The 8,561-nt window shown below is 59.4% G+C and carries 6 protein-coding genes and 1 pseudogene; 4 read left to right on the forward strand and 3 right to left on the reverse strand.

Features of this window, described 5'->3' with window-relative positions; translation table 11 throughout:
* The 4 genes and pseudogenes from F3J14_RS36250 to F3J14_RS31940 all read left to right on the forward strand — a co-directional run.
* A pseudogene (locus tag F3J14_RS36250) lies at positions 1-413 on the forward strand (cytochrome b/b6 domain-containing protein); the annotation flags it as partial.
* A gap of 154 nt (positions 414-567) precedes the next feature.
* On the forward strand, positions 568-918 hold the full coding sequence (locus F3J14_RS31930) for a nucleotide pyrophosphohydrolase (RefSeq protein WP_348772031.1): 351 nt from the start codon (positions 568-570) through the stop codon (positions 916-918).
* Between the two features lie 4 nt (positions 919-922).
* On the forward strand, positions 923-1,570 hold the full coding sequence (locus tag F3J14_RS31935) for an HNH endonuclease signature motif containing protein (RefSeq protein ID WP_166726318.1): 648 nt from the start codon (positions 923-925) through the stop codon (positions 1,568-1,570).
* Positions 1,567-1,725, forward strand: coding sequence for a hypothetical protein (locus F3J14_RS31940; protein WP_166726319.1), 159 nt, complete (start codon positions 1,567-1,569; stop codon positions 1,723-1,725). Before F3J14_RS31935 ends, F3J14_RS31940 begins: the two co-directional genes overlap by 4 nt.
* Before the next feature lie 1,697 nt (positions 1,726-3,422).
* On the opposite strand, the gene gyrB is transcribed toward F3J14_RS31940, so the two are convergent.
* From gyrB to dnaA, 3 genes are all read right to left on the reverse strand, one after another.
* Entirely contained in the window at positions 3,423-5,897 is a 2,475-nt protein-coding gene (gene gyrB, locus F3J14_RS31950) for a DNA topoisomerase (ATP-hydrolyzing) subunit B (protein ID WP_166726320.1), read from the reverse strand.
* A gap of 193 nt (positions 5,898-6,090) precedes the next feature.
* Positions 6,091-7,197 (reverse strand): DNA polymerase III subunit beta, encoded by a 1,107-nt coding sequence (dnaN, locus tag F3J14_RS31955; RefSeq protein ID WP_006750113.1) that lies wholly within the window; start codon positions 7,195-7,197, stop codon positions 6,091-6,093.
* Between the two features lie 169 nt (positions 7,198-7,366).
* Positions 7,367-8,561 (reverse strand): chromosomal replication initiator protein DnaA (gene dnaA, locus F3J14_RS31960; RefSeq protein WP_247682327.1); only part of this gene is annotated, 1,195 nt, incomplete at its 5' end.

The raw sequence follows: 8,561 nt of genomic DNA on the forward strand, positions 1-8,561 counted from the left end.
CCATCCCGAACAGGACCGTGAAACGACTCTACGCCGATGATAGTGCGGATTCCCGTGTGAAAGTAGGTAATCGTCAGGCTCCCTAAGCCAGAAACCCCCGCCCGAAAGGCGGGGGTTTTTGCATTTGGGCGGTGGGAATGTGCGCGGTGCGTCCGGCATGGGGTGCATCTCGCGCTGAATGCGCTGATGGTCGTGATGCCGCTGACCGGGTGGGCGATGCTTTTGGCTGGGGGTATCCGAGGACGCTGAATGGTGATGGGCGGTTGCCAGCTCTTGTTTCGGCTGTTCTGGCAGCGTTTGCGTGGCTCAGGGTCGCGCATCGGGTGTTGGTTTATCTGTTCTTCGCTACGTTCCTTGCGCATTTTGCAGCTGCGCTTTATCACGGGTCGGGTCGGGCGATGGTGGGGAGGTGAGGGAGAGCGAGGAGATTTTTATCTCGAAATTGTGATATTTTCCAAATTCCTATGACGGTCCTACCGTTTCTGTAGACCTCGCAGGCACTAACTCCATGGCGATCTGAGAGGCTTTTCTATTGGAACCTTGTATGCAGGCCCACCGGAGAAAAAAGTGGAATTGGAAGAACTTCGCGATGTGCTTCGACAATTTGTAGCGGAGCGGGGTTGGCAGAAATTTCATACGCCCAAGAATTTGGCGGCGGCGCTGAGCGTTGAGGCTAGTGAACTGCTGGAGCCATTTCAATGGCTCGATTCTGGAGAGAAGGCCGAGCTTTCAACTGACCAGTTGAAAGCGATTCGTCATGAGATGGCAGACGTTCTGGCATATCTGGTGTTGCTAGCTGACAGGCTGGAGATTGATCTCCACAAGGCTGCGCTGGAGAAAATTGAAATTAATAGAAAGAAATATCCGATAAAGAAAGTGTACGGAAAATCAGAAAAATACACTGAATACGGGGATTGAGTACATGCCGAAGTACAGCGTGAAAGTTGGCGACATTGAGGATGTGGTGCGAGAAGTGGGTGGAAGGGCGTCATACAAGAAAATCTATGAAGCGCTGCTGACAAAATTTTCATCGGGGACGTTGCCAGAAAACTATCAAGATATGGCGACGTTCCAGGCGACGGTACGTCGCAAGGTGGAGGATCACTGCCCCCAGTGCATAGATTTTGATTCGTCAAAACGCGAGGCGAAGTTCATACGGGTAGAGCGTGGTACGTTCGAACTTGCTCAGTATGAGGGGCAGGTCGCAGAGTTGACCGTCCAGGCATGTCAGGCCGCTTTCGACAAAGACGTAGATCAAGCACTAGCGGACGCATCGGCGACACGAAGAAAGCGACTCGCACGAGCCAACAAAAAGCCGGCAAAGATCAAGGCCGTCACGGATATCTACGTTCGGAGCGCTGACGTTGTTGCGGAGGTCCTGCTTCGAGCGAATGGCACTTGTGAGCGTTGCAAAGTGTTCGCCCCGTTTCTTCGGAAAAAAGACCGCACACCTTACCTCGAGGTGCATCACAAGCAACGCCTTGCAGACGATGGTGAAGACACGGTAGAAAATGCGATCGCATTGTGCCCAAATTGCCACAGAGAGCTACATTTCGGAGCCGATTCTTGAGCCAGAACGCAATAGTCACGCTATTCGAGCATCCGAAAGTTTCCGTCAAATATCGCGAGAAACCCATCTCCGTTTTGAATAGGACTGCGCTGATCGACCAACCGGAATGCACGCATGGCATCGGCGTCGATGTTCGCCGCGCCGGTTTCGATTAACCATCACATCGCTTGAAAGAATTGTCCGAGACCAAACATTGCGACCGTCACGGGCTGGCATCTAATTGGGAATGTTGATCGGAGAGGTAGTTCTTCAACGTATGAGCGTAGCCGAAATTTCACGTCGCAACCGCTTGTAGCATTTGCATCTCACGAGCAATTCTGGCGCGATCCTTCAATCATCAGCAGTCGGGTGCTCGCAGGGCGCGCTATAAGTTTTCTCCGGCGGTAGTCACGGTGATGGCTTGCAGGGCAAGCCATGGAATGAACCTTCAAGGCAAAAAATTGCGACAATGCAAGAAGTGCGATCGGTTTGATTCTAAGGCAGGACAGGCTTGCGCCGGGTTACATCATATTTGCGTTGAGCGAACGCAACTGTCTTGGGTGACGATCTCGTATGGACGATTGCGGCCGCAGTAGCGGCAATCATCGGTGGGGCTCTGCGTCGGCTGTGGCCAAGACCGGCGAAGAGCCAAGGCCTTCGCCAGTACGATGTCCGACGAAAGCGCGGAGCTGGCCCTGTCGGAATTACTCTTTGCGTTTATACGTCAAATGAACGAGCCACTCGGAGCGGCACTCGCTTCGAACGGCTCGTGCCGCATCACAAATCGGAGTCGGCGTGGATAACAAGTTCAGGCGCTGCTGTCATCCGCATGCGACTGGCGCGTTCCCTGCGTTTAGTGGCCGCGGCATGCAATAAGCATATCGATCAAACCCGCGTTTTTGGTGCATTCGCATTCGGATGCTGCAAGCCGGCCGACTGCCGTTGCAGTGCTAGGGCCCGCGAACAAACTGCCAAACTGGAATTCGTGAACGAATCGCTCTTGAGGCCAGACGAGATTCCGCAGTAGTTGCGCAGCGACGAGCGCTGCAGAAGCGGTTGCAACGAACGGCACTGATGGTCGAAACCCTTTGGCAAGAGTTAAGCCTAGGTTTTCGGCCATGCCCGTGGAGATAATTGAGCAGATTGTCTTACCCAGGCGCTGCTGCTCGCGCAACCACTCGTGCGCAGACGCGTACGCTGCGGAAATTTCCGTGTCGTTGATCAACCGATTCGGATCACCTTCGAGGGAGCTCTTGTGCAGAGCGGTGGCCTTAATCTGCTGTGTGATGTAATCCTCATTCGGCTCCGCGAATGTGCAGCGCAGACATGCGAACCTCCGGTGACCGACGCTATGCGTCACCACCGCAGTGCCTACTGAGTTGATTGCGCCATCCACCAAAAGTGACGGCCATAACTTCTGCACGGCTCTACGCGCGCCGACATCGTCGAGCCCATTTATGACCAGATCGATGTTGTTCTTGAACGTAGGAATGGCTAGCGCGTCCTCGATAATGGACGACTCAACTTCTACGTTGAGAATGCTCCTGGTTCTAAGCTACTCTGCCAGCATTTTCACTTTTGAATTGCCGATCCAGTCGCTTGAGTCTAGCAGGGCGCGTGTTCCGAAATTCTCAGATTCTTTCGTTCCGGCAGTTTTCCGGCAAAGGCCAGTTTTTGACGCCTGCACATGCGGGCTATAGACGAAAAAAAGCACCGCGATCGCTCGCAAGTGCTTGATTTACAACTACAGAATTCGGTGGTGGGGCGTGAGTGACTCGCATACTCGACCTACGGATTAAGAGTCCGCAGGTCGAAATTTCGGGTTGTGGCGCCAGTCGCACTTGCTCTGGCGCCCTACGACTAGGAAGCTACGTTAGACGTCAATATTCCCCGCCCGCAACGCATTCGACTCGATAAACGCCCGCCGCGGCTCGACGTCATCCCCCATCAGCGTAGTAAAGATCCCGTCCGCAGCAATCGCATCCTCGATCTGCACACGCAGCAGACGCCGCACTGCCGGATCCATCGTCGTTTCCCACAGCTGCTCGGGGTTCATCTCGCCGAGACCCTTATAGCGTTGTTTGGAGACGTTGCGTTCCGCATCCGCCAGCAGCCACTTCATCGCGCTCTTGAAGTCCGCCACGGCCATGCTGCGCTCACCGCGCTTGATGACCGCACCTTCCCCGATAAGCCCCTTGAACGTATTCGCGGTGGTCACGAGCTGCTGATAATCCGCCGTGTGCTGGAACTCCTGGTCGATGACCGAAACCCGCACATTCCCGTGATGCGTCCGCTCGACATGCAGCGACCGTTGCTCACGAACCGGGTCATACGAAGGCACAACACGCACGTCGTTCTTGAGCGCGTCATCATGCAACGCCGCATGCAGCGCCTTCGCCGAAGCCTCCGTCGAAGCCTCGTTGGAGAGATCAATCGCCACCCCATCCATGACCGCTTCCAGCGCGGCCGGATCATACAACCGGCTCAACCGCTCGATCACGCTCTTCGACAGCAGGTACGACCGCGCCAGCTCCCCGAGCGCATCGCCGGAAATCGCCGCCGAATTCTCACCAGGCACCAGTTCCGACCCTTGCAGCGCCAACCGCAGCATATGCGCGTTCAGCTCCGTATCGTCCTTCAGATACCGCTCGTCCTTGCCTGCCTTAATCTTGTAAAGCGGCGGCTGCGCGATATACACATACCCGCGCTCGATCATGTCTGGCATCTGGCGATAGAGGAACGTGAGCAGCAGTGTGCGGATGTGCGCACCGTCGACGTCCGCGTCGGTCATGATGATGATGCGGTGATAGCGCAGCTTGTCGAGGTTGTAATCGTCCTTGCCGATGCCGCAGCCGAGCGCGGTCACGAGCGTGACGATCTGCTCCGACGACAGCAGCTTGTCGTAGCGCGCCTTCTCGACGTTCAGCACCTTGCCGCGCAGCGGCAGGATGGCCTGGAACTTCCGGTCACGCCCCTGCTTGGCCGACCCGCCTGCCGAGTCACCCTCGACGATGTAGATTTCGCACTTCGCCGGGTCTTTCTCCTGGCAGTCCGCGAGCTTGCCCGGCAGGCCGACGCCGTCGAGCACGCCCTTCCGGCGCGTCATCTCACGCGCCTTCCGAGCAGCATCACGCGCCCGAGCAGCCTCAACGATCTTCCCGCAGATGATCTTCGCGTCGAGCGGCGTTTCGAGCAGGAACTCTTCCAGCGCCTTCGCGACGACTTCTTCAACCGGCGCCCGCACTTCGGACGACACCAGCTTGTCCTTCGTCTGCGAGCTGAACTTCGGCTCCGGCACCTTCACGGAAAGTACGCACGACAACCCTTCGCGCATGTCGTCGCCGGTCGTCTCGACCTTCGCCTTCTTCGCGATTTCGTTGTCGGTGATGTACTTGTTGATGACGCGCGTCATCGCGGCCCGCAGGCCGGTCAGGTGCGTGCCGCCGTCGCGCTGCGGAATGTTGTTCGTGAAGCACAGCACGTTCTCGTTGTAGCTGTCGTTCCACTGCATCGCGACTTCGACGCCCACGCCATCCTTCTCGCCGTTGGCGTGGAAAATGGTCGGATGCAGGTTGGTCTTCGTCTTGTTGATGTACTCGACGAAGCCCTTTACGCCGCCGGCGAACGCGAAATCGTCTTCCTTGCCCGAACGCAGGTCGGTAAGGCGAATCCGCACGCCGTTGTTCAGGAACGAGAGCTCGCGCATCCGCTTCGCGAGGATGTCGTAGTGGTATTCAACCGTGCCGAAAATCGTCGGATCGGCCATGAAGTGCACTTCGGTGCCGCGGTTCTCGGTGTCGCCAGTCACCAGCATCGGCGACACTTCCACGCCGTCCACCTGCTCGAGCACGCGCTCCTGCGCGACGCCGCGATGGAACTCCATGAAATGCTTCTTGCCGTTGCGGCGCACGGTGAGGCGCAGCCAGCTCGACAGCGCGTTCACGCACGACACGCCCACGCCGTGCAGGCCGCCCGACACCTTGTAGCTGTTCTGGTCGAACTTGCCGCCGGCGTGCAGCTCGGTCATCACGATCTCGGCGGCGCTGCGCTTCGGCTCGTGCTTGTCGTTCATCTTCACGTCGGTCGGAATCCCGCGACCGTTGTCGGTCACGGAAATCGAGTTGTCGGCGTGAATCGTCACGTGGATGTCGTTGCAGTACCCGGCCAGCGCTTCGTCGATCGAGTTGTCGAGCACCTCGAACACGAGGTGGTGCAGACCGGTGCCATCCGACGTGTCGCCGATGTACATCCCGGGGCGCTTGCGCACCGCTTCCAGACCTTCGAGGATCTGGATCGACGAGGCGCCGTAGCTGCTGTTATCGGGTTGCGAATTGTGCTGTTCACTCATGGATATCTTCCGGTTCTGCGAGGCCACTCTCGTGGCGGCGCGGTGCGTTTCAGCGAGAGAAATCGCCGGGCCGCTCCAGTTTCCTGGCCCGTCCGAGGTGCCGAAAAGGCACCAAAGGGACGGGTTGTCGGTTCGCCATAAAAACGCCAAAGGGGCTTGCCGCCCCCTGGTGTGTGTTGCGATGTCGAGCGCGTCAGATGCGCATCGGCATCACGACATACTTGAACTCTTCGTTCTCGGGCACGGTGATCAGCGCGCTCGAGCTGGCGTCGCCGAGGCTCACCTGCACGGTGTCGACCTTCAGGTTCGCGAGCACGTCGAGCAGATACGTGACGTTGAAGCCGATGTCGACGGTATCGCCCTGGTACGCGATTTCCAGTTCTTCCTGCGCCTCTTCCTGATCGGCGTTGGTCGACATGATCTTCAGCTGGCCCGGCGCGATGATGCAGCGCACGCCCTTGAATTTGTCGGACGTCAGGATCGCCGCGCGTTGCAGCGAACGCTGCAGCTCTTCACGGCCGATCTCGAACGTGTTCTTGTGCGCCTTCGGGATCACGCGCTGGAAGTCGGGGAACTTGCCCTCGACCAGCTTCGACACGAGCTCGACCTGGCCGAACGTGAACTTGGCCTGGGTTTGCGCGATGTCGATGGTGACGGTGTCGTCGATGTCTTCGAGCAGGCGCTGCAGCTCGAGAATCGTCTTGCGCGGCACGATCACTTCCTGACGGCCGAACGTGCCGCCTTCGAGCTTCATCGACGAGAACGCGAGGCGGTGGCCGTCGGTGGCCACGGCCATCAGCTGGTCGCCGTCGACGACGAGCAGCATGCCGTTCAGGTAGTAGCGGATGTCCTGCTGCGCCATCGCGAAGTGCACCATGCCGAGCAGCTGGCGGAACGACTTCTGCGGGACGGTCAGCGTCGCGCCGAAATCCTTCGCCTGCGCGACGGTCGGGAACTCGTCGGCCGCGAGCGTCTGCAGTGCGAAGCGGCTCTTGCCCGATTGAACGGTGAGGCGCTTGTCGGCGAGCGACAGCGTGACCTGGCCGTCAGGCATCGCGCGCAGGATGTCGAGCAGCTTGCGGGCCGCGACGGTGGTGGCCACCTGGTCGCCGCCGACGCCGAAATCGGCGCGCGTGGTGATCTGCAGCTCCAGGTCGGTCGACAGGAAAGAAACGTCCGGGCCGTTCTTGGTGATCAGCAGGTTGGCGAGGATCGGCAACGTATGGCGGCGTTCGACGATGCCGCTGACCGTTTGCAGCGGCCTGAGGAGTGTGTCTCGTTCGGTCTTGACCAGTTGCATAGAGTTCCTTCGTTGAGTAACGGCCTGCAGCGCAGCAGCCACGCAGCGCCCCGCCAGCCGGGCTCTTGGCCGGCCGCCGCCGGGGCGGTCAAACCTGTATTGTGCCTCAAAACCGAACCGCCCCCCTTAATTTGGGGCGGATGCCGAATTATCAAGCGCGCCCGCGCGCTCAGCCCTTCAGCGTCTGTTCCAGCACGTGCAGCTCGTGGTTGAGCTGCGCATCCTTGCTGCGCTCGTCGGCGATCTTGCGCACGGCGTGCAGCACGGTGGTGTGGTCGCGCCCGCCGAACAGCTCGCCGATCTCGGGCAGGCTCTTCTGCGTGAGTTCCTTCGCCAGGTACATCGCGATCTGCCGCGGCCGCGCGATATTTGCGGGACGCTTCTTCGAATACATGTCGGCGACCTTGATGTTGTAGAAGTCGGCGACGGTCTTCTGGATGTTCTCGACCGAAATCTGCCGGTTCTGCACGGTCAGCAGGTCCTTCAGCGCTTCCTTGGTCAGCTCGATCGAGATCTCGCGGCCGTGGAACTTCGAATACGCGAGGATCTTGCGCAGCGCGCCTTCGAGTTCGCGCACGTTCGAGCGCAGGTGCTTCGCGACGAAGAACGCGACGTCTTCCGACAGGTTCACGCCTTCCGACTGCGCCTTGCGCATCAGGATCGCCACGCGCATCTCGAGCTCGGGCGGCTCGATCGCGACGGTGAGGCCGGAGTCGAAGCGCGAGATCAGGCGATCGTCGATGCCCGAGATCTCCTTCGGATACGTGTCGCTGGTGATGATCACCTGCGCCTTGTTCGCGACGAGTGCCTCGAACGCGTAGAAGAATTCCTCTTGCGTGCGCGACTTGCCGGAGAAGAACTGAATATCGTCGATCAGCAGCAGGTCGAGCGAGTGGTAGTAGCGCTTGAAGTCGTCGAACGCCTTGCGCTGATATGCCTTCACCACGTCGGACACGTATTGCTCGGCGTGGATGTAACGGATCCGCGCGCCGGCCTTGTCGAGCAGCAGCTGGTTGCCGATCGCGTGGATCAGGTGGGTCTTGCCGAGGCCGACGCCGCCGTACAGGAACAGCGGGTTGTACGAGATGCCGGGGTTGTCCGCGACCTGGATCGCGGCGGCGCGTGCGAGCTGGTTCGCTTTACCGGTCACGAAGTTGTCGAACGTGAGCACCGGGTTCAGCTTCGAACGTTCGTACATCGAATCGGCTTCACCGCCGTTCGCGGGCGCGGCGCCGGGGCCCGGACGCCACGTGCGGCGCCCGGCGGCCGCTTCGTGCGCGGGCAGGCTCGGCAGGTCGATGTCGGCGTCATCGGCGTTCAGGTGGTGCGCGACGGCTGCCGACGCCGTCATCGGCACGTCGGCC

The sequence above is a fragment of the Burkholderia sp. Tr-862 genome, assembly GCF_011753085.1.
In the GTDB taxonomy this organism is placed as follows: Bacteria; Pseudomonadota; Gammaproteobacteria; order Burkholderiales; family Burkholderiaceae; genus Burkholderia; species Burkholderia ambifaria.

What these genes read in the sequence shown, in the direction of transcription:
- F3J14_RS31935 (WP_166726318.1), top strand. Translation starts at nt 923, where the DNA reads ATGCCGAAGTACAGCGTGAAAGTTGGCGACATTGAGGATGTGGTGCGA.
- dnaN (WP_006750113.1), bottom strand. Translation starts at nt 7,197, where the DNA reads ATGCAACTGGTCAAGACCGAACGAGACACACTCCTCAGGCCGCTGCAA.
- gyrB (WP_166726320.1), bottom strand. Translation starts at nt 5,897, where the DNA reads ATGAGTGAACAGCACAATTCGCAACCCGATAACAGCAGCTACGGCGCC.